Origin of the sequence: Micromonospora sp. CA-249363 (genome assembly GCF_050950185.1) — a bacterium.
Lineage (GTDB): Bacteria > Actinomycetota > Actinomycetes > Mycobacteriales > Micromonosporaceae > Micromonospora.
Genome location: NZ_CP192020.1, coordinates 4499326 through 4518754, shown reverse-complemented (window position 1 = coordinate 4518754; position 19429 = coordinate 4499326). Strand labels below are relative to the sequence as shown.

Here is a 19429-nt window from a genome sequence, read left to right as displayed (position 1 = left end):
GCGCTGGTCCGGGGACCGGTGTTGGGAATCGGCGACAGTGGCACACTTCGCTCGTGAACGCGACGGTGGCAGTCGGCCGGCTCTCGGAGATCCTGGATTCTCTCGCGGCGCAGGGTTTCGACACCCGACCGCTGGTGGTCGATGCGCCGGCTTCGCCGGAAGAGGTCGATGCGGTAGAGGAGCAACTGGGGTGCAAGCTGCCGACGTCGTTGCGCCACTGCCTGACGACCGTCGCCAGCCGGGTGGAGTTCGCCTGGTTCGCGCCGGCTGAGCACACCTTCCCCGGTCCGTTCGGCGAGATCTTCTCCGGAAACCTGTGTTGGTCACTCAATGGTCTGCCCGATCTGGTGACAGCAGTCCGAGGATGGGTTGACGACGTGTTCCCGGACCCAAGTGACTCCTACGACAGGGTCTGGCATCACAAGCTGCCGTTCATGGAGGTCGGCAACGGCGACTACCTGGCGCTGGATTTGGACGATGGCGCGCACGGCCGAGTCGTCTACCTCAGCCACGACGACGGTGAAGGCCACGGGTGGACGATGGCTACCTCCTTCGAGGACTTGCTCATCCGCTGGATCCCCCTGGCCTGTCCGGGAGCCGAGGATTGGCAGTGGCTGCCGTTCTGCGCGCGATCAGACGAGGGCCTCGACCCCTCGTCCGCGATAGCCCGGCAATGGACTGCGCTCGTACGCCTCGAGAGCGGCCCGCCCGTAGTCAAGGGACTGTGAACGTCCGGATGTGCTACTGACGGCGCTCCTGCCGCAGCTATCGGGTATGCCGCTCGGCACCTCGCGGTCTCCCGTGCAGACTACGAAGAGTGAATCAGGCATGACCTGCTCGTCGTGCATCCCGCGCGTCGCTCCTGGCACCTCGCGCCCATGAGGCGTTCTCCGCTACCGCTTCCCAGCCTCGCTGTCACTCGAAGTCGTACAGCCCTCATGCCCGTTCGACGTCGCCGGAGGTGATGAGCTGTCGCAGTCGGCGCACCTCGCTGTGAATCTCACGCCATGTGCGCTCCTCCGCAGGTGTCTGCCCTCGGCAACACGGGGGAGCCGGCCGTGGTGTTGAGCGGCTGGGTCGCCCGCTGGCCAAGTCGTCTGGACTGTCTGGGCACAATTGGGCTGTGGAACGTCACGAGTTCGGTGCTGCGGTGCGCCAGTTGCGGGAAAGTACGGTGCCTGCGGCTGTCGGGCTGCCGATCGGTCGTCGGCGGGTCCAGGGGTTGCGGCGGGAGGAACTCGGCGAGCTGGCGGGGATGTCAGCCGATTACGTACGCCGGCTGGAGCAGGGGCGCAGCCATCCGTCAGCCGGGGTGGTGAACGCCATCGCCCGTGCACTACGGCTCGGGCGGGCCGAGTACGAGCGGCTCTGCGCGCTGGCCGGGTACGCCGCTGCGGACGGGCAGGTGCCGAACGAGATCGGTCCGGGCGCGACACGGCTGCTGGAGCGGTTCACGGACACTCCGATGTTCGTCTCCGACGCGGCGATGAATCTCGTCGCCGTGAACAGCGCGTTCATGGCCCTGGGGCACTGGGATCTCACCGGGCAACCCTGGGAATGGAACATCGCGTGGCGTACGTTCTGCGATCCGTTCAATGGCTTCAAGCAGTCCACGGGTGACGCGACCGATCATGAGGCGATCCTCGCTGCCCGTCTGAAGAGCGCGCGGTTGCGCTATCCCGCCGACGCGTCGCTTGCCGCGCTGGTGGACGAGATGCGGACCCGAAGCCGCCTGTTCGACGCCTTGTGGCGCGCTCCGCGACCGGTGGCAGCCTACGAGAGCAGTGCCGCGTTCATTCATCCGGACGGTGGTGCCGTCACGCTCGTCGGCAGTCTGCTCGCCATCCCGGGTGACGATCTGGCGGCTCTGATGCTCACCGCGGCGCCGGGCTCGGCTGATGCGGCGCGTCTCACGGAGATCGTCGATGCCGCCGGGGAACCGACCATCATCAAGGTGGGCCAGCCTGGCCCAGGCTAACCGCGCCGGATCCTGTGAAGGTCAGTGACGTCTCCAGCGAACGCGGAACCAGTGGTTGCCTCCGGGCGGCTCCGGTGAGGCGGGGCTGGATGCCTTCGCAACTCGAAGCAGACCGCAGGGAGCATCTCTGCCCCGCAGTCGCTTCATGTGCGAAGTACATCGACGGCGCTCACAGAGGCAGGTTCAGCGATGAAGGCAGTGCGTTTCCACGAGTTCGGCGGTCCTGAGGTCCTGCGCTACGAGGACGTCGAGCAGCCCACCCCCGGAGCCGGGCAGGTCCGGATCCGTGTCGCCGCGACGTCGTTCAACGGCGTCGACGGCAACATCCGCGCGGGCTACATGCAGGGTCCGATCCCGGTGGAGTTGCCGCACACTCCCGGTCTCGATGTCGCCGGAACGGTCGACGCGCTCGGCGACGGCGTGGACGACGTCGCGGTAGGTGACCAGGTCGTCGGCTTCCTGCCGATGACGGGGACGGGGGCGGCCGCTGAGTATGTGATCGCGCCGGCGGAGATCTTGACGGGGGCGCCCAGGAACCTCCCGTTGGCCGACGCGGCGGCGTTCCCGCTGGTGGGCCTGACCGCGTGGCAGGCGCTGTTCGACCACGGCAAGCTGGTCACCGGTCAGCGGGTGCTGATCAACGGCGCCGGCGGAGCGGTCGGCGGATACGCGGTGCAGCTGGCCAAGGAGGTCCGTGCCCACGTGATCGCCACGGCCAGCCCTCGCAGCGCCGAGCGGGTCAAGGCTGCCGGCGCCGACGAGGTGATCGACCACACCACCACCGACCTCACCGCGGCGGTGACCGAGCCGGTCGACCTCGTACTCAACCTCGCGCCCGTCTCCCCGGAACAGTTGGCCGCGCTGGTCACGCTGATCCGGGACGGCGGCACCCTGGTCAACACCACGGTCTGGATGCCGGCTCCCTCCGACGAGACGCGCAATGTGCGTGGCATCGACTTGTTCGTCCGCAGCGACGCCGACCAACTCGCCGACCTGGCCGCTCGGATCAGCACCGGCGAGTTGCGCGTGGAGGTTGCCCAGCGGGTGGCGCTGGCCGACCTGCCCGCACTCCATGCCCGAGCGGGTGCCGGCGAGCTGCCGGGCAAGACCGTCATCCTCGCGCCCACGGCCTGACACGCCCATCGGAGGAACAGTCATGTCTCTGTCTCTGATCTCGAGATCATCGAGGCGCTGGCCCCGATGACCGACAACCGCACGAACCCGTCAGGCACTCCGGCCATACCGCTGCTCATCAGTCCGACCGACCGTACGGTCTCGATCACGGTCCAACAACGCACCTCGGTGGCGCCTGCCACGGCGTTCCGGGTGATCGCGCCGATCGACCTGCCGACCGTTTTCCACCGGGTCGGGCCGTTCCCCGGCGTCACGGGCGTGGCCAACCAGACCGAGGCCTGGGATCACGTCGGCCCTACCCGCAACCCGCAGTTCGAGGACGGGTCACAGGCCAACGAGCAGTTGACCGAGTACACGGAGGGTTCGATCTTCGCGTACCAGCTGACCGGGTTCACGAACGTCCTCTCTCGCCTCGCGGCCGGGGTGCGGGGCGAGTTCAACTTCAACCCCGACGGGGACGGCACCCTCATCCGCTGGACGTACGAGTTCAAGCCGCTCCCAGGCCGACGCCCTGTCCTCGCCGGCCCCTTCGCCCCTCTGTGGCGCCGTTACATGACGGCTGCCCTGCACCGGTGCGTGCAGGTGGTCGAGGCGTACGAGCCGCGGCTGTAGAACCGACCGCACACCCCAGGAGACGATCACGATGATTCCCGACGACGATCCCACCCGCTCGCTGACCGTGGCAAACCCCGACGATCCCGACACGACCTACATCTCCCTGGTGGGCAACACCTACGGCATGTTGATCACGGGCGAGCAGACCAACGGCGCCTATTGCCTTATCGACATGCGCGTCCCGGACGGAGGCGGCCCGCCGCCGCACCGGCACGACTTCGAGGAGATGTTCACGATCCTTGAGGGTGAAATCGAGTTCACCTTCCGCGGCGAGAAGCACGTCGTGCGGGCCGGCTCCACGATCAATATCCCGGCCAACGCACCGCACAACTTCCGCAACACATCCGGTGCGCCGGCCCACATGCTCTGCATGTGCACCCCGGCCGGGCAGGACGAGTACTTCACCCGCATCGGCGACGTCGTCGCGGGCAAGAACGGACCGCCGCCGCAGCTCGCACCAGACGAACTCGCCGAACGCCGCCGCCGCGCTGCCGAACTGGCCTCGACTTACCGCAGCGAGTTCCTGTGACCAGCCAACCGCTCGCGATCTGACGATATCGAGCCCGGGCAGCAATTCGCCTCGTCGGTGCGGCTCGGCGGGGGCAGTCAGCGCTGACTGCCCCCGCCGACCGCTGCGCTACCGGGACGTCCGTAGCGGGGGATCGGCGATCCGTGGCTGAGCCGGTCACCTGGCCGGTAGGAATGAGGCGGGACAGAGACAGGGAGCGCGTATGACGATCGACCGGGCCGGTCTGGCCGAGTTCCTCCGGCGCCGCCGGGGGTCGCTGCAACCGGAGGACGTCGGTCTCCCGCGCGGACCGCGTCGGCGGACCAGTGGCCTGCGGCGCGAGGAGGTGGCCTCGATCTGTCACATGTCGACCGACTACTACTCGCGGCTGGAACGCGAGCGCGGGCCGCACCCGTCCGAGCAGATGATCGCCTCGATGGCGCAGGGCCTGCACCTGTCGCTAGACGAGCGGGACCACCTGTTCCGGCTGGCCGGGCACCGCCCTCCGCCGCGTGGCGCCACCAGCGACCACATCAGTCCCGGCCTGCTGCGGGTACTCGACCGTCTCGACGACACCCCGGCCGAGATCGTCAGTGAACTCGGGGAGACGCTCCGGCAGAACGCGCTCGGCGTCGCCCTCACCGGCGACACGACCGGCTACACCGGCCCGGCACGCAGCATCGTCTACCGCTGGTTCACCGACCCGGCCACCCGCCGGATGTACGCGCCCGAGGACCACGGCTTCTTGTCCCGCATGTTCACCTCAGGCGCTCGGGAGATCGCGACGCTGCGCGGCCCCGGCTCCCGGGCGGCGCAGCTCGCCGAGCTGCTCCTTGAGCACAGCGAGGAGTTCCGCAAACTGTGGGAGCAGCACGAGGTCGGCCTGCGCCCGGACGACGGCAAGAACTTCGTGCACCCCGAACTCGGGCGACTGGAGCTGAACTGCCAGACCCTCGTCGACCCGGGGCAATCCCACTACCTGCACATCTTCACCGCCGTCCCGGGCAGCGAGAGCTACGAGAAGCTCCAACTGCTCGCCGTGCTCGGCGGTGACGCTCATCGTGGGATCGCCGATCCGTGGCTCGGGAGGCCCTGAATCCGCCGCCGGTGGTCCGCGACGATCGCATCGCACACGCCGATTCGACCCCTATCGGCCGACCCGAGGAGACCGATCATGGCCCGCCGCATCGACCTCACCATCGCGGAACTGTCCGGCAAGCTCGCCGTCGTGACCGGCGCGAGCGACGGAATCGGCTTCGTCATCGCCAGCCGTCTCGCTCAGGCCGGCGCAGAGGTGATCATGCCGGTCCGCAACCCGGCGAAGGGGCGGCAGGCCGCCGATCGCATCCGCGGCCTCGCCCCCGGCGCCAGGCTCAGCACCCCCGCGCTCGACCTGTCATCGCTGGAGTCGGTGGCCGCTCTCACCAGCCAACTCGTCGACGAGGGCCGTCCGGTCAACATCCTGATCAACAACGCCGGCGTGATGAACCCGCCCGCCCGCCAGCTCACCAGGGACGGCTTCGAACTGCAGTTCGGCACGAATCATCTCGGCCATTTCGCGTTCACCCAGGGCTTGCTGCCGCTGCTTCGGCAGGGCCGGGCCCGGGTTACCCACCAGACCAGCATCGCCGCCCGCAGTGGGGCGGTCAACTGGGACGACATCAACTGGGAGCGCGGCTACGAATCAATGAAGTCGTACGCGCAGTCCAAGATCGCCGTCGGCCTGTTCGCCCTGGAGTTGCAGAACCGCAGCGCGGCGGCCGGCTGGGGAATCACGAGCAATCTCTCCCACCCAGGAGTGTCGCCGACGAATCTGCTCGCCGCGCAACCCGGCATGGGCCGCCCGAAGGACACCACCTCGGTCCGCATGATTCGTCTGATGTCCCGCCTGGGCGTTGCCGGTACGGTCTCCTCGGCGGCACTGCCAGCCCTGCTCGCCGCGACCGGCCCCGACTCCCGGGGCGGACAGTTCTTCGGCCCCAAGGGTTTCGGCGACATCGGCGGCGCGCCCGCGCAGCGCGAGCTGTGGGCCCCACTGCGCAGCGACGACGACGCCCACCGACTCTGGGAGGTCTCCGAGCGGCTGGTCGGCGTGCGATTCCCCGCCTGATCCGACGTCGGCCGATGGTGGCTGAAGGATCCGCCCGTCCCGCAGCCGCCATCCTCGGCGTCCGGCCGGCGCGGCCGGTCAATGGACGATCTGGTCACGACAGGAGTGCCCCTGCTCGACGCGTTCGCCGATGCAGGGGCACTCCTTGACGCCTTGGTCGCTGACCGCCGCATCAACCCGGTGACCGGGTACGCCTATGGCAGCCACCACGGTGCGAAGTACGGCGCCGATGCCCCCTCGGTCGAGAAGGACCACCCGCCCGCCGGCGCGCTCTGCAGCGTGACGACGACGTTCGCGATGTACGCCGAGCTGACCGGGGTGAAGTCGACGTCGCTGTACCAGGTCCTTCCGTTCGGGGCGCAGAAGTCCGACGCGTTGTCGGTGTAGGGCACCACCACACCGTTCTGGTAGGTGACGACCATCTGGACCCGGACACACTCGCCGGACGCGTTGTTGATGTAGATGCGTCCGAGCAGCCGAGGCGCCCAGGTGCCGTTGACCAGATCCCACTCCAGCCGGCCGTCGGCCTTGGGATCACCGGAAATGTTGCCCAGCACGTCGTCGCCGAAGTCGAAGTGCCGTTCGGTGATGGAGAACCGGTCGGTCCGCTGTACCGCGGCCTGCGCCGGGCTCGCGGCGATCAGCCCGAGTGCGCACACCACGGGCAATGCCAGGAGCCGGGTCGCTGTCCTGCTGAAACGCATGTCTTCCTCCTTGGTCGCGCCGCGGCCTCTGCGGCGCTCGACATCGAGTCTCGGCAGGGGCGTCAGGGTCACGTCACGATCCGCTCCGGGTGGCGGCTCGGAGCCGGCGCACCATGACGCCACCCTGAGGTCCGACCGGAGCATGGGCGATGAACGGCCCGACCGGGCCGCCGAGACCAACCACCGTTCGACCCGGCCGGGGTCGACGAGAGCGAGGGAGCGACATGCGCACGATGGACATCGCACGACGGACGGGGGCGGGCGCGGTCGCCGTCGTGCTGGGTACGGCGGCCGGGGCGGCCGCACCGGACCGGCCCGCCCACGCGGGAGGGCTCGCACCGGTACGGGTCGAGGAGGTCAGCGACAACGACGCGAGCGCGACAAAGGTCGTCACCGCGAGCTGCCCGGGGATGCGATCCGTCTTCGCGGCGGGCGCTCGGATCGTGAACGGGAACGGCGGTGTCGTGCTGACCGCGATGGAGCCCGACGCGGAACTGACCACGGTGACCGTCACCGCGACCGCCCGCACGGGGCACGCGAGCGCGTGGTCGGTGGTGGCCTATGCCACGTGTGACTGGTCGACGAGACCACCGGTGCGCACGACGGCCACCGTCGGATCGGCGTCCACGGTGGAGGTGAGCTGCCCCGGCGACACCCGGCTGGTCGGCACCGGCTTCCGGTCCGAAGGACCGGTGGACCAGACGTACGTTGACGAGGTTTCCTTCGGTCCCGGGTTGCGGACGGTGCGGGTGCACACGGGCGGCACCGCCGAGCCGGCTGCTCTCACCGCCGTCGGGGTCTGCAAGGAGCCCACGCAACCGACCGGACCGCCCGGCGTCCGCGTCGAGGCCGCCACCGGGTACGACGGCACCTGGCCGAAGACGGTCGGCACCGCGCCCGCCGCTCCGGACGCCCACGTGTACGGCGTCGACGCCCGCGTGACGGGCGCGGGACCGTTCTTCCTCAGCGCGCTTGTTCCCAGCGCGAACCTCCGCCAGGCGGGCGCCGAGGCCGTCCGGGCGAGCCAGTTGCCGGGGTCAGCCGCCGCCCGGGCCGACGCCGCGGGGGACGGTGAGGGTTCGCTCGCCGTGTCCGCCCTGGAATCGGCCGTCTTCCACTGACCGGTCGCCGTAACGCCGGCCGACCACCTCGCTCGGGGCGCCGCTGTCCCACTGCCCGGCGGCGGCCCCCGGCCGTCAACGCCCGCGATCGGGTGCCGGGCCCCGCCGGCCGTTGGCAGCGGCCGGTGACCGCTGGCGAACGGTGGCCGGTGGCTGCCGGGCCGGCGCGAGGATGAGTTCGTCCGGCGGGTGCACCCCGATGACCCGCATCGCCTCGCGGTACCGGGCGAGAGCCCGGCGGGCCTCGCCGTGCTGGCCGCCGGCGACCAGCGCGCGCACCAACGCCCGGTGTGCCGGCTGGTCGTACGGATCCCGTTCCAGGAGTCGCAGCAGGTACGGCACCGCCGCAGCCGGGCCCGCCGTGGCCCGGCTGACCTGGGCCAACAGGCGCAGCAGGCCGAGGTACGCCGCCCGCGCCTCCTCACGCAGCGGGCCGGACCAGTCGGCGTACGGCTCGTCCTCGAACGCGTCGGCGCGGTACTGCCGGTCGGCGGACAGCAGCACCGTCCGCCCCTGGTCCAGCGCCCCCCGCTCCACCAGGCGACGCGCGTGCGCGACGTGTGCGAGGAACTCCTCGACGTCCACCCGCAACCGACCGACGTCGAGCGCGATGCACGCCTGATCGGCGATGAGGAAGTGGTCGGGAGCGAACGTCTTCGTCGGGTCGAACACCCCGCGGACGATCGAGAGCAGGACCGACAGGCGGTGCCCGGTGCGATCCGGGTCGTCGTCGGGCCAGAGCAGTTCGCACAGTTCGCCCCGCGGCACCGGCCGGCCGCGCCGGGCGACGAGGATACGGACCAGATCACGCGCCTTGCGGGACTGCCACTGCGAGGCTGGCACCGGGTGGCCGTCGAGATGCACCTCGAACCGACCGAGGGCCCGGATCACCACCCGCTGGTAGACCGGCCCGGCACCGGGCGCCCCCTCGCCGGAGCTGCTCGCTGTCCGATCCACCAGGGCGCCCGCGAGAGCGACCTGCTCGCCCGCGAGCAGGCCGGCCAGCCGGTCGTCGATGTCGGCCCCGGGCAACCGTCCGAGTACGACGAGCAGCCGGGCCGCCTCGACCGCCGCACCGGCTCGGGTCCAGATCGCGTACGCCTCACGCAGCGCCTCGCGGGCCCGCCCGAGGTCCTGCTCGGCCGCGGCCCGCAGTTCGAGCGCGTCGGCCAACCCCGCCAGGTCCCCCTGACGTCGTGCGATGCGAGCCGCGTCGCCGGCGAGCGCGGCGGCCCGGTCCGTTGCGGCCATCCGGAGCGCGACCCAGCCCTGGGCCAGCAGTGCCGGTGCCGCGATCTCGTCCCCGACGTCCCGACCGGCCCGATCGGCGTAGCGCGCCGCCGCCGGCACGTCGTCGTCCAGTCGCACCAGGGCCAGCCCAGCAAGCGCGGACACCAGGACGTGCGCGTTCCCGGTCTCCTCGGTGACCCGGATCGTCTCCTCGTACGCGGCGCGTGCCTGCTCGCGCCAGCCTCGCCGACGGTACAGCTCACCCAGTCCGAGCAGCGCGTGGATGAACCGTCGGGAGCCCTTCTGCTGATAGAACCCCAGCGCCGCCTCGTACCGCTGCACCGCCTCGTCGTACCGCCCGAGCATCGCCAGCGCTTCCGCCTCGTTGCTGGTCGCGATGGCACGCAGGCTGGGGGCGCCGGCCAGCGCGGCGTACCGGGCCGACCGTTCGGCCATCGTCAGCGCCTCGGCGAACCGGCCGGTACGCAGGAACTGGTGGGTGCGGTTGGTGTGGATGCGGGTGAGCAGCAGGACGTCACCGATGCGTTCCGCGATCGGCAATGCCAGGGCGAAGTGCTCCTCGCTGCCCGCGATGTCGCCGGCCACACTGAGGCACAGAGCGACGCTGAGGTGGGTGGAGGCCAGTACGTCGTCCTGACCGGCGTTGGTCGCCACGGCGAGCGCCTGCCGTGCGCACGCGGTGGCGGCGTCGGTGTCGCCGGCCAGCAGGTGCGCGTGGGCGGTCCAGGCGAGCAGCAACGCCCGATCGCTGAGCGGGGCGGACCGGGCGAGCGGCCGGCCGAGGATCGCCAGAGCCGCCCGGGCGTCCCCCCGCTGGTAATGGATCCGGCCCAGCCGCCAAGCGAGGCCGGCGTCCCAGGCGTCCTCGGCGACGGCGTCGTACTCGCGGGTGGCCGCGCCGAGGTCGCCGAGGGTGCGCAACGCGTCGCCGAGCAGCAGGCGCAGCCGGCGGCTGCGATGCCCTTCCGGCAGCATGCGCACCAGCTCGGCCACCGCGCCGGAGCGACCTGCCGCGATCATCCGGTCGCCGTGCGCGTCGAGCACCCGGGCGCCTGCCGCATGGTCCCCGGCCCGCAGGTACTCCCGGGCCGCGGCGACCGGCTGTCCGTGCTCGTCGTACCAGGCCGCCGCGGTGGCGGCCGTGTCGCGGAGCTGATCGGCGGTCGGTGCTCGGTGCCCGTGCCGGGCGGTCTCGACGACGATCGGCACGAAGAGTTCTTCGGGTGCCGGCGCGCCCGGCCCGGCCACGGCCTCGGCAGTCCGGGTCAGCAGGCCGGTACGGCGTAGCCGGTCGATGACGCGCGGGGCGCCGCGGTGGCCGAGCGCACGGCACAGCTCCACACTCACCGGCGTCAGCGCACCGACCTGCCGCAGCAGCCGGTTCGCCTCCGCGGGCAGCGCGGCCAGCACCTCGTCGGCGACGTACCGCGCGAGCGGCCCACCGGGCTCACTCAGGATCGGGGCGAGCGGCCCCGGCGGCACCCCACCCAGCCGCAGAGTCTCGGCGGACAGATGGACGAGCGCCGGCCAGCCGCCGGTCGCCGCGTACAGCCGGTCGGCAAGGTCCGGCGCGGAGAGGCCGTACTCCTCGGCGATCAGGTCGGCGATCCGTTGCGGGGACAGCGCCAGGTCGGCCGGGCCCAGCTCGGTCCAGAGGCCGCTGCCGAGCAGGCGTGTGGACGGTGCGGACAGCGGCCACCGCGAGGCAAGGATGACGGTGACGTCATCGGCCCACCGCGCGATCTCCTCGATCAGATGGTGCAGCTGCTCCGCCGAGGTCGGCGGCAGGTCGTCGACCACGACCAGGCGGTCGCCGGCCGCGACGGCGTCGGCGACGAGCTGGCGTACGGGTGCGTCGTCCCCTCGACACCAACGGGCGCCCGATCGAGGAAACCAGCGGCGCAACGCGGTGGTCTTGCCATAACCGGCGGCGGCCACGACGCAGCAGACTCCCCGCTGGTGACCTGCCCGCAACGGATGCACCGCGCTCCCTCCGGCCCTGCCGCGCGAATCCGGACGACCGGCTCGCCGCTCGACCGTGCTTCAAGGTTCACCGGGGACGTCCGGGGAGGCAAGGCCCTGGTTGGTCGCGTACCCGATCCAAGGTGTGTCCGCCCGGGGCGATCGCGGTCAGCGGCGGCCCGCGAGCCACGCCCGCTCGCTGCGCGCCAACGCCCGGCTCGCCTCCTCGTGGACGTCGGGCGGCACCTCCAGGGCCATCAGCCTGGTGCTGCGTTCGGTGAGCAGGTCAACCCACCGGTGGCCGGCCGGGGTGAGGCTGAGCGCCCGCCGCAGCTCGCCGATACCTCGATCGATCTGCAGGCGAACCAGTGCGACCTGTCGCGTGGCTCCGTCTCCGAGCGTTGGATGCTCGCGCAGGCTGGCCCAGACCTCGCCGACGGCGGTGAAGGCGTACACGCCCTGCAGGAGACCGCTGATCGGTCGTGGACCCGCGCGCCAGGGCGCGAAGTAGCGCATCGGATCGGCGTCGTCGAACAACCTGACAAGTGTCAGCAGGCCGCTCAGTTTGCTGTGTTGGAATTCGTGCACCATGGTGATCGCGAGGTCCGCGGGCGTCAGATCGAAACTGGCCGCGAACGCGCCGAACGCGTCGGCGTGGGTGACGCTGTGCTGCCCGTCGCCGTAGTCGGCCAGCGGCACGAAGATCCGTAGCCCGGCCGCCAGTTCGACGGCGTGCCCGGGCGCGAACGTGGTCAGCAGTCGCCACGCCTCGGCCAGGTTGGCCGACCACGAGGCGAAGGCGGCCTCCGTCAGCCGGGGCGACGTACGGCGCCCGTAGCAGTCGCGGTACGGGTCGATGTCGTCCACCGCGAGACGCAGGGTGAGACTCTGATGGGTGGCCTCGGCGTGGCGTAGCGGCAGCCAGTCCGGCCCGGACCGGTCGAACCGGGACCGCGGTCGCCGGCCAATCCGCCACGCGCCCGCGCCTGGCACCGGAACGACGCCCAGGTGTCCGGCTGGCACCCTGGGAACGCCTCCGGTGGCCAGCGTGGCGGCCAGCGCCGCGTACGGAAGATAGTCGGGACGGTCGGTGACGCCGCCGCGTAGCCGCTGGACCGCCCAGACGCTCAGCCACGGGTGGGCGAGGACGGCGTTCGCGGCAGGCCGGCACGTCCGTTGCGCCGTCGCGAGCGACATGGCCGCCCGGGCAAGGGCCGGATCCGCACCGGCCAGCCACTTCACCAGCAGCATGCTGCGGCTCAGCTGTGCGGCCTGGAGGGTGGCGATGCCGTCGACCGCGGAGTGCCCGGCGGCCAGTTGGGCGAACTGCGGGGCGGTCAGTCGGACGGAGTTGCTGAATCGAGGAAGCTGTTCCATCCGGCGAGTCGCACCTCCCTCGAGGTGCGTAACATGGTCGTCAACTCCAGGATCCGCGCCGACAGCTCTGGATCGTCGTCGTTGATCAGCCGGCTCAGGCTCTCGGCGGTCACGTCCGGCAGATCGAGGTGGTCCGGTACGACCGATTCATCGCTCATTTGCACCCCAGCTAGCGTAGGCACCGTAACGATTCTCGCATGTCGCGTACACCGTCGGGTGATGGTTTCATCCGGCCCCGATGGCGACCATGGGAGTGTCCGAAGTCGAGCAGGGCCGGTCCCTGCCCCGCCGAGTCCGACAGGCGGCCCGCTGCCGGTGCGGCCGCGGGCCGGGCGGCCGCACCGACGGCGGTACCTGCTAGAGCACGAACGGCTCGATGTCGAGGTCGACCCGGAGCATCTCCCGGCCACGTTTGGTGACCGGATGGTCGTTGCCCAACACCTCCGCGGCGAAAGCCACCGCGTCGCTCCAGGCGGACTCGTCGTAGTCGCCGCCGTCGAGTCGGCCGACAGTCACGTTCACCCGCGCGCCGATCCGGGCGATGTTCTCCGGCTTCAGCGCCTCCCGGAGGATCTCGTACGCCTGGGTGTCCATCCGCCGCGCGTACTCGCCGTCGCCGTCGGCCGCCGCGGCGTTCGCGACGTTGACCAGGCTGAGCGCCGTGATGGTGTGCGTCGGGCCGAGCACCTCCTGAAATCCCGCGGCCGCCTGATCGGCCATCGCGCGACCGGCCGGGACGTCGCCGCAGCGGCGGGTGAAGACCGCGAGATTGTTCAACGCCACCAGATACAGCGGATGCTTCCGGTCGAACAGCCGCTGGTAGGCCCCCTCGGCGTCGCGGGCCAGGCGTCGGGCGAGGCTGTCGTCACCGAGGTCGGAAGCCACGTTCGCTCGTTCCAGCCGGCACGCGACGGCGGCGGGATGCGTGGCGCCCAAGGCTCGTTCGTAGCGCGGCAGCGCCGTGTCGAGCAGGCTCGCCGCGAGACTCGGCTCGTTGTTCCAGCGCAGCGTCGTCGCGTAGTTCCGCATGGCCTGCAGGGTGTCCTGGTGCTCCTCGCCGAGGACCTCCTCGTAGGCCTTCCACGTCACCTCCAGGGTCATCCGGGAGCCGCGAAGGTCCCCGTTGTCGCGCTGGTCCGTGCCGTAGGCATCCGCACTGGACAACGTGAACGGGTGGCGTTCGCCCAGCAGCCGGCGGCGCTTGTGCAGCGTCTGCCGGTCCAGCCGTTCCGCCTGCGCGTATTCGCCGGCGAGGCGCATGGTCAGGGCGTAGTTGTGCGCGGCCATCAGAGTCCGTGGGTGGTCCTCGCCGAGTACGGTCGGGATCAGCTCGTACGTGCGCGACTCCCGCTCCTTGGCGTCGGCCCACCTGCCCTGCTGACGCAGATCCCGCCCGTAGCTGCCGGCCACCATCAAGGTGTACGGGTGGTCCTCGCCGACGACCCGCGCCAACTGGTCCATCAGTTCGGTGTCGATCTCGTACGCGCGCTGCGTCCGGCCCGTGACGCCGAGGATGTTGGCGTACTGGAAGCGCAGCAGCAGCGTCATCAGATCGTCGGGATCCGGGAACAGTTCCCCCCATGCCGCCAGCGCGCGATCGGCAAGGTGCTCGCCGGCCGCATAGTAGCCGCGTAGACGCAGGTAGCGAACCAGATCGATGATCAGCTGCCGTACCGTCGCCGAGGTCGAGAACACCGCGTCGAGAGCGTGCACGTGCGGCAGCAGCGCCTCGTACAGCGGCCAGTTCTCTGCGCTGTCGGCGTCTCCGGGGTTGATGTCGGCGAGCGCTTCCTGGGCGATGGCCCGGGCTTCGGCAAGCTCGGCGGGGCCGAGACTGTGCCGGATCGCCTGCTGGGTGAGCACATGCATGCTGATGCTGTGGTTCGCCGGGTCCGACTTGATGAGTCCGAACCGGCCGATGTCCTGGATGAGGGTGCTGAGCAGCAGCGGATCGCGCAGCGCCGCGTCCTGCGCTGCGAGCCTCGATGCAATCCGCTCGGATCGCAGGATCGCTGTCGGGATCGGGTTCGGCGCGAAGAAGGCGAACAGCTCGGCGAGCTGGGCGGCCGACGGCTTGCGGTCGCGCAGCGATTTGATCGCCACCGAGAACGTCGCGGTGACCGGCGTGTCGTATTCGGGCAGCCGCAGGGCCTCGACGCTGTGCTGCTCCAGCAGCCTCAGGTAGTCCGCCATGCTGCCGGCGGTGCTGGCCAACCAGTAGCCCGCCGTCTCGATCGCCGCCGGGAGGTCCCCGAGCCGCTCCGCCAGCACGGATGAATCCTCGTCGTCAAGTCGCGCCCCACGCCTGGCCAGCAGTGCCGCGCTCTCGGACCGGTCGAACACGTCGATCTGGAGCTCGCTTGTGCTTCGGGACCACAACTGGTTGCGGGTGGTGACGATCGTGTCGCAGGCCCCGGTCGGGATCAGGTCGGCCAACTCGGCCGGGTCATCGGCGTTGTCCAGGACGACGAGCCACCGGCCACCGGAGCCCCGGTCCCGCAGGGCCCGGGCGACCGCCTCGAGCCGGCCCGCCCCCTCCTGCTCGAGCGGCACCCCGAGCTCCTCACTCAGCCCTTCGAAGCCGGCGCTCACCTCTTCGGCGCTGGTGGCCGAGATCCACCACACGACCTCGTACGCGGCCGCGAAACGGTAGGCGTACTCCAACGCGATCTGCGTCTTGCCGATGCCGCTCATGCCGGTGAGTGCCACGGCCGCCGCCCCGTTGATGTCCAGCAGGCGATCCCGCAGGCATTCGAACGTCTCGTCGCGCCCGACGAACGCGAGGTTCCGCCGGGTCGGTACCCGGAACCGTTGACTGGCCTGCGCGGGATAACGGATGCCGGGTTGATCCACGGCGGCGGATCGGGGGTAGTACCGGATGCCGAGGGCGCCGAACACTTCCTGCGCCGCGTCGTCGACGCGCCGATTGCCGACGTCGGCGGTGCCGGCCACCGCGGCCGGCACCGGCAGCGCGGGCCCGTTCAGCCGCGTCAACACCAGGGTCTCGTCCTGGCGTAGATCGGCCCGGTCGATCTCCCGGCGCCAGTACCGGGAGACGTCCTCGTACGTCAACCCGGCGGTGGACAGCAGCGCCACGACCCGGTCGACGTCGCCAAGCTCCGGAGCCGGGCCCACCGTCGGCCCGACGAGCACGCACACGTGACCAATCCGGCCCAGCTCCTGACCGATCCACTCGGCCCAGATCCGGTCTATGGCCGCGTAGTGCACCACGACTCGCAGCGGACCAGCGCTGGCCGTCCGCTCGAACCGGGCCAGCACGGACAGCCGTTGCTGCTCCGGGATTTCGGGGACCGTCAGGTCGCGGCCGGCCAGCAGCCCGGCGAGCGCCGTGAACGCCGACAACGGTGTGCTGGGCTCGCCGGGACGGTCCCCGAAGACCGCCAGGATCTCCTCGTATGCGTAGTAAGGCTTGTACGGCACCTCGACGCCGCGCCAGTACCGGTCCGGCTCGACTCCCAGCGCGTCGACGTACTGCCGGAACTTGCGCTGCGCGTAGTCCCGGCCCCGCTGCAGCTTCGCCTGTTCGAAAGGCTCGACCCTTCCAGGAAGTGGATATACCTTGATCGACTCCTTGGCGCGGGCGATCGATCTGGCGACGCTGACCGCCCCCGAGACGCTCTGGGTGCTGAGAGCGAAGCAGTCGACGACCGTGTCCGGTAGCGTGACGGTACAGATCCCGGCACTGTCGCTGAGCCCTGTCCGGCTGTCGACGAGGACGAAGTCGTACTCTCGGCGCATCGTTGCCGCCAGCGCGTCGATGAATCGCTCGCCGTTGAGCTCCTGCCAGAAGTGGTCCCAGTCGAACTTCGACACCTTTGCGGAGTATCGCTGGTCCTGCTTACCGGCCGGCATGAAGTCCAGCACCCCGCCCTGAGGGAACACCCAGTTCAGCGACATGGTGGCGCTGCCGAGCCGGGTCACCTCGTCGAACCAGGACGGTGAACTGTCGGGTGTGACCGTGGCCGCCCGGTACCGCTGGAAGAACTCGATCAGACCCTCGGTCTGGCGCAGCTTCTGGTCCTTCATGAACGGATGGAAGTACCTGTGCAGACCGGGCGATTCCAGGTCCCAGTCGACGGCCAGGACCTTGAAGCCGTTGTTGGCCAGAATCCACGCCGTGTTGGCCAGCGCCATCGTCCGGCCGCTGCCGCCCTTGTACGAGTAGAAGGTGATGATGCGTCCCTGCCGCGGCTCACCGGTGGCGGACGCTGGGTTGGTACTGGGCACCGGGATCTCCTTCAGGATCGCTGACGCCGTCAACTGCCGTGCAGGCGGGGAAGTTCGTCGGTGTCGTCGAGGGATGGCCGACGTCGAGCGCCACGGTCGGAATCGGCCCGCGCGGCGTCCGTGCCGTCGCGGGGCTTGGGGACGAGAGGGAACGCGTACGGAAGCTTGTCGAAGTGGGTGCCGGGCCGCGACGCCGGGATGGGGTGCTCCCGCGCCGTTTCCACGATCAACCCGGCGAGTTCGGCGATGAACTCATCGTAGTCGTCGCGGTACCGGGCCTGCCGCATGACCCGGAACAGACCCTTGTCGAACACCACGGCCGGCAGAATCGAATCGGTGTTCTGGATGTCCGTCAGATGCGGCGGGATCGGCGTCGGTCGCCAGGGAAGCGGAAGCAGCGAGGGCGCCGACCGACCGGTCGACCGACGATAGACAGCCAGCCGGTCGGCGAAGGCTCTCCACTCCCTGCCACATGAGGCGCTGCCGAAATATCCGGGCGAGCACAGCGCGAGAAACACCTGACAGGTGCCCAGAGCCGTCCGGATCCCATCCGACCAGTCTGAACCGAGCCCCAGGCTCACGATGCTGAGGAAGCCGGCTGGATCGTCCGACCGGGTCCCACGAGCCGCCCGCACCTCGTTACGCAGATCCTCGAAGAAGGTGGTGATCGACTCACTGTCGGCCTGGTACACCCCGGCGAAGCTGACGAAGAACAGAACCTCGGGGCCGGACCCGTCGCCGGCCGACATGCGGGTCAAGGCGCGTCGAGCATCGGACGGCTGCCGGCCGGAGCGCCAGGGGCGACTCTGCGGACATCCGCGGACCGGAACGTACGGTTGCGCGCGGCCTCCAGGATGCTGCCCACCTCCTGCTCGAACTCGTCGGCCGACTCAGGCCCGACCCGCAGCACCGGTCCCGACCGAGCCGACCGGGCCGCGAGTAGTCGGGACAGCGCAGCGGTCAGCTGTTCCCGAGCACCTGTGGTCTCGGCATCAGTCACGCTGAGTGGCACCACCATCGCCACGGCCGGATCGCGGTGCCGTGCGGCCGCGCGGAGCGCCTTGGGATGCGCGGCGAGCCGCACCACCCACGCGTCGACCAACATGACGACCAGTTCGTCATCACCGTCCGCCCGCTCCAGGACCTCCACGATGTCCTCGATATTGTCGACGACATCCGAGTGGAAGAGATGATCCGCCGCGACGGTCTGCGCCTGCACGGCGATGCTGTCCGAGCGCTGCGGTCGGTATGGCTGCCAGTCGGTGCGGTGGGCACCGTAATAGGTGAGATCAGCCCGCACCTGCGCCATCTCGTCACGCCGACCCGCCGCGAGGACGAACCGCACCGCCGGAGGCGAGGACCCGGGTCCGCTCACGGCCGGGTGACTGTGGCGACGATCGAAGACCCGAAAGGCGTTCGGGGTAACTCGGTAGGGAAGCAGCGCCGCCGTGGAACGCACCGGATCATTGTGGCTGACCTCCACAATGTGCCGAGCGAGATGATCGATCAACTCCCGATACCGGGACCGGTTGCTCCTGAGCCGCACCAGAGCCCGGACATCGTCATGTCGGGCGATGTCGGAGGCGAACCCGTCGGCTGGCAGATCACCGTGCAGCCCACTGTCGCCCCACGCGACCGGAACAAGCGCTCGGGGCCGGCGACCGGTGATCGTCTCGTGCTGCGCCAGCCGGTCCTGAAAGGTCCACCACTCGCGTCCACAACGCTCGGTCAGAAAGTATCGCTGCGAGCAGATCGCGAGAAACACGGTGCAGTCCGTCAGCGCGTCGCGGGCCCCCGCGCTCCAATCGTCGCCGATCACCGATTGGTCGGTGGACAGGAAGACCCGTAACGACCGCTCCCCTCCATCCAGTAGCCGGACCGCGTCACACAGGTCAGCGAGTAGGGCCTCGGCATAGGCCCCGTCCTCGTCTGGCCGGTAACTGACGAAAATTAGGGTCACAACCCCTCCGGACACGCTCAGACGGACACGGAGGCGCGGTCTCGGAGCAGGTCGCTGGGTCCTCCAGGCATCCATAAATACACGCGTGCCGCCGGGCGCGCAATCGCCTCCGGGGCCCAGATGACTGGCCGTAATCAGCCGATCTCGCGATGGCTGTCGTCAGGCCCTTCGTCAACACGAATCCCGAGCGTCGACGAACCGGCTCATCGATGGTGACCGGATTCCGACAGCCACGGCCCGCCAGGGCCGCTGGATGCCGAACCGGATGCCCACTCCCACGAGGACGGTGTGGTCGCCGCGTCAGGCGAGCGCTCCAGTGGTGGTCTCGGCCGGGGATGGTGCGGCGTCGATGGAGGTCAGCTTGCCCAATGCGCGGTAGTGGTCAAGCGTGCCTACTGCGGATGGTCGGTAGGGCTGCAGGCCCGCGCTGATGCGGTGAGGGCTTCGGCGGGGCGTGGGAA

At 70.2% G+C, this 19429-nt stretch carries 15 protein-coding genes; 8 read left to right on the top strand and 7 right to left on the bottom strand.

Going from position 1 to position 19429, the window contains the following annotated elements; genetic code table 11:
* Nucleotides 1-53: 53 nt before the first annotated feature.
* The 7 genes from ACQPZK_RS20410 (at nucleotide 54) to ACQPZK_RS20380 (ending at nucleotide 6345) form a co-directional block, all read left to right on the top strand.
* Nucleotides 54-728, top strand: coding sequence for an SMI1/KNR4 family protein (locus tag ACQPZK_RS20410; RefSeq protein ID WP_433534539.1), 675 nt, complete (start codon nucleotides 54-56; stop codon nucleotides 726-728).
* Between the two features lie 395 nt (nucleotides 729-1123).
* Nucleotides 1124-1978: a helix-turn-helix domain-containing protein gene (locus ACQPZK_RS20405; RefSeq protein ID WP_433534538.1), complete on the top strand. Its 855-nt coding sequence runs from the start codon at nucleotides 1124-1126 to the stop codon at nucleotides 1976-1978.
* 189 nt (nucleotides 1979-2167) lie between these two features.
* On the top strand, nucleotides 2168-3112 hold the full coding sequence (locus ACQPZK_RS20400) for an NADP-dependent oxidoreductase (protein WP_433534537.1): 945 nt from the start codon (nucleotides 2168-2170) through the stop codon (nucleotides 3110-3112).
* Between the two features lie 66 nt (nucleotides 3113-3178).
* On the top strand, nucleotides 3179-3724 hold the full coding sequence (locus ACQPZK_RS20395; protein ID WP_433534536.1) for an SRPBCC family protein: 546 nt from the start codon (nucleotides 3179-3181) through the stop codon (nucleotides 3722-3724).
* A 31-nt stretch (nucleotides 3725-3755) separates the two neighbouring features.
* Nucleotides 3756-4256 carry a cupin domain-containing protein gene (locus ACQPZK_RS20390; RefSeq protein WP_433534535.1) on the top strand — a complete coding sequence of 167 codons (501 nt, stop codon included), beginning with the start codon at nucleotides 3756-3758 and terminating at the stop codon, nucleotides 4254-4256.
* Nucleotides 4257-4458: 202 nt separating this feature from the next.
* A complete protein-coding gene (locus ACQPZK_RS20385) occupies nucleotides 4459-5331 on the top strand; it encodes a helix-turn-helix transcriptional regulator (RefSeq protein ID WP_433534534.1) in 873 nt (290 codons plus the stop codon).
* A gap of 78 nt (nucleotides 5332-5409) precedes the next feature.
* A complete protein-coding gene (locus ACQPZK_RS20380) occupies nucleotides 5410-6345 on the top strand; it encodes an SDR family oxidoreductase (RefSeq protein WP_433534533.1) in 936 nt (311 codons plus the stop codon).
* A 194-nt stretch (nucleotides 6346-6539) separates the two neighbouring features.
* Here the strand turns inward: ACQPZK_RS20380 and ACQPZK_RS20375 are convergent, their stop codons facing one another.
* Nucleotides 6540-7049 carry a hypothetical protein gene (locus tag ACQPZK_RS20375; protein ID WP_433534532.1) on the bottom strand — a complete coding sequence of 170 codons (510 nt, stop codon included), beginning with the start codon at nucleotides 7047-7049 and terminating at the stop codon, nucleotides 6540-6542.
* A gap of 224 nt (nucleotides 7050-7273) precedes the next feature.
* On the opposite strand from ACQPZK_RS20375, the gene ACQPZK_RS20370 reads away from it, so the two are divergent.
* Nucleotides 7274-8170 carry a hypothetical protein gene (locus ACQPZK_RS20370; RefSeq protein WP_433534531.1) on the top strand — a complete coding sequence of 299 codons (897 nt, stop codon included), beginning with the start codon at nucleotides 7274-7276 and terminating at the stop codon, nucleotides 8168-8170.
* Between the two features lie 75 nt (nucleotides 8171-8245).
* Here the strand turns inward: ACQPZK_RS20370 and ACQPZK_RS20365 are convergent, their stop codons facing one another.
* The 6 genes from ACQPZK_RS20365 to fsxC form a co-directional block, all read right to left on the bottom strand.
* Nucleotides 8246-11404, bottom strand: a complete 3159-nt coding sequence (locus ACQPZK_RS20365; protein WP_433534530.1) for a BTAD domain-containing putative transcriptional regulator — start codon at nucleotides 11402-11404, stop codon at nucleotides 8246-8248.
* A gap of 147 nt (nucleotides 11405-11551) precedes the next feature.
* Complete coding sequence (locus ACQPZK_RS20360; RefSeq protein WP_433534529.1) at nucleotides 11552-12760, bottom strand: aKG-HExxH-type peptide beta-hydroxylase; 1209 nt, start codon at nucleotides 12758-12760, stop codon at nucleotides 11552-11554.
* Nucleotides 12721-12918: a hypothetical protein gene (locus tag ACQPZK_RS20355; RefSeq protein ID WP_433534528.1), complete on the bottom strand. Its 198-nt coding sequence runs from the start codon at nucleotides 12916-12918 to the stop codon at nucleotides 12721-12723. The genes ACQPZK_RS20360 and ACQPZK_RS20355 overlap by 40 nt, the downstream gene beginning before the upstream one ends.
* Nucleotides 12919-13117: 199 nt before the next feature.
* Nucleotides 13118-17008: an FxSxx-COOH system tetratricopeptide repeat protein gene (gene fxsT, locus ACQPZK_RS20350; RefSeq protein WP_433534527.1), complete on the bottom strand. Its 3891-nt coding sequence runs from the start codon at nucleotides 17006-17008 to the stop codon at nucleotides 13118-13120.
* A 29-nt stretch (nucleotides 17009-17037) separates the two neighbouring features.
* Nucleotides 17038-17589 carry a TIR domain-containing protein gene (locus tag ACQPZK_RS20345; RefSeq protein ID WP_433534526.1) on the bottom strand — a complete coding sequence of 184 codons (552 nt, stop codon included), beginning with the start codon at nucleotides 17587-17589 and terminating at the stop codon, nucleotides 17038-17040.
* A 173-nt stretch (nucleotides 17590-17762) separates the two neighbouring features.
* Nucleotides 17763-18968, bottom strand: a complete 1206-nt coding sequence (gene fsxC, locus ACQPZK_RS20340) for an FxsC protein (protein WP_433534525.1) — start codon at nucleotides 18966-18968, stop codon at nucleotides 17763-17765.
* Nucleotides 18969-19429 lie beyond the last annotated feature (461 nt).